This window comes from Acidovorax sp. LjRoot117 (genome assembly GCF_964252695.1).
Taxonomy (GTDB): Bacteria; Pseudomonadota; Gammaproteobacteria; order Burkholderiales; family Burkholderiaceae_C; genus Acidovorax.
Genome location: NZ_CAXUPO020000029.1, coordinates 1 through 2,047 on the forward strand (window position 1 = coordinate 1; position 2,047 = coordinate 2,047).

Annotated in this window: 1 protein-coding gene; it reads right to left on the minus strand. The window is 61.9% G+C overall.

Annotated features, from left to right (window positions below):
- Nucleotides 1-652: 652 nt before the first annotated feature.
- A partial coding sequence (locus tag ACSQ3D_RS27830; protein WP_436129028.1) for a catalase occupies nt 653-2,047 on the minus strand: 1,395 nt, incomplete at its 5' end.

Genomic DNA, 2,047 nt, shown 5'->3' on the forward strand with positions numbered 1-2,047 from the left:
TCGGCAACGTGCCAATCAGGCCACTGCTGTGGTGACCTGACTTAAACCAAACAGCCTCCGCGAAACCCGGGGCGAGTCATGTTGGCCCAAATGTTGGTGCCGTCGAACGCCACTTGATGGAGGCACTCATCACCGTTCTCTACAAACTCAGCCAGCTCGAGTAGATGGTCGAGGGGATTTTTATATATCCCGTTCAGGATTGTCTCCCCTGTTTTAGGTGGGCCAGCAGCCTTGCTGCCCACAAAGTCAGTGTGCGCTCTGCACACATGCTGCAACGAAGCCATTTGCTCTGTCGCTTTGAAGGCAGAAAGCGGATAGCCACAAAACAATTCAAAGTTTCTATGTAGGGCTAGATCGTTCCAGAACCCTTCAATAGCGACAGCCTCCCCGTAAAGCCCCGCCTCAGTGTTTTTGCTAAGCTTGTAAGGTGAGCGGTGAGGGACGTGCTGTGCGCGACGCTGAAGATGTATTCCCTGTCTGCCGACGTTCCTCGCCTAGGAATTACGCTGGGTAGCACCCACTCGCGCATGATCAAGCAACGCGCTATCGCTCACCAGCATTCAACGCCAGCGAAATGCAGCCTCCACAAGCGCGCATACGAACTAAAGGTAGGCGCGGCGCGCATGCGTGACCATGCGGCCGCGCGCGTTCCTTACACAATTGGCGGGTCAGACTCCCGCTCTGGGTGACGATGACGCGATATGGCAGCAACGAAGGCAGCCAAATCCGCTTTTGTGGCGCCAAGAATTATCCCTGGATCGGGATCACCCGATGGGAGCGTGGACGGAATCTGCGCCTTGAGCATCAGGGCCGCCGACGCTGGCATGACCAGAATGGTCTTGCAATGGCGGTACTGGTCCTTGAGGAACTCCATCGTGTGGCCATCGCGGGACAAGGCCTGCACACCGGCATCGCCGTCGGGCAGCGCCAGGGCGTCGAACAGAAAGCCCGGCTCGTTCTCGAGCGACGCATCGGCGTTGATGGCCACCTTGTCGGCAGTCTTCACCGGCCCGATGCGCGGCGCCACGAAACGGCCGACAGCCCCTTGCGCAAACAGCGCGGCTTGCAGGTCCAGCGCAGGCTGCCCCACCACTCCGTCTGCGACGAGGATGGCCACCTTGCGGCCCATCAGGCTGCCGTCGCCGGGCCGTGCAAACAGCGACAGCGCGTCGGACTTGGCCACTTCGGGCTTGGGCGGCTTGGCCAGTGCGCGGGGCATGGGCTCCGGCAACACGTCCATGCCCAGTCCCGCCGCCACCTTGTTGGCCAGGTCGTCGGACACGTTCAGCAGCGACGAGATCATGCGCTCGCGCACCGCCGGCACCGTGACCTTGCTCAACTCGAAACGGAAGGCGGCGGCAATGTGAGCCTGCTCCACAGGGGTCTGGCTCTCCAGGAACAACCGGGCCTGCGTGTAGTGGTCGGCAAACTTCTCGGGCTTGGCCCGCACCTTGCCTTGCGCCTCCTTGGCCTCGATGCGCGCTGGCACCGACACGAACCCCTGTGCAGCACCGGCCTGGAAGGGGCAGCCGCCGGCGAGGGAATTGGGCTCGTAAGAAACCTTTCCGCGGTGGATGGCTTGGCGGTGCATGCCATCGCGCTGGTTGTTGTGCACCGGAGCGATGGGGGAGTTGATGGGCAGCTCATGAAAGTTGGGGCCACCCAGCCGCGAGATCTGCGTGTCCACATACGAATGGATGCGCCCGGCCAGCAGCGGGTCGTTGGAGAAATCGATGCCCGGGACCACGTGGGCCGCGCAAAAGGCCACCTGCTCCGTTTCGGCAAAGAAGTTGTCCGGGTTGCGGTTGAGCACCATGCGGCCGATGCGGCGCACGGGCACCAGCTCTTCCGGGATGATCTTGGTGGCGTCCAGGATGTCGAAGCTGAATTTGTCAGCCTGCTCTTCGGTGAACACCTGCACGCCCAGCTCATATTCCGGATAGGCACCGGCCTCGATGCGCTCCCAGAGGTCGCGGCGATGGAAATCTGGGTCTGCGCCGGATATCTTGACCGCCTCGTCCCACACCAGCGAATGCGTGCCGGCCTT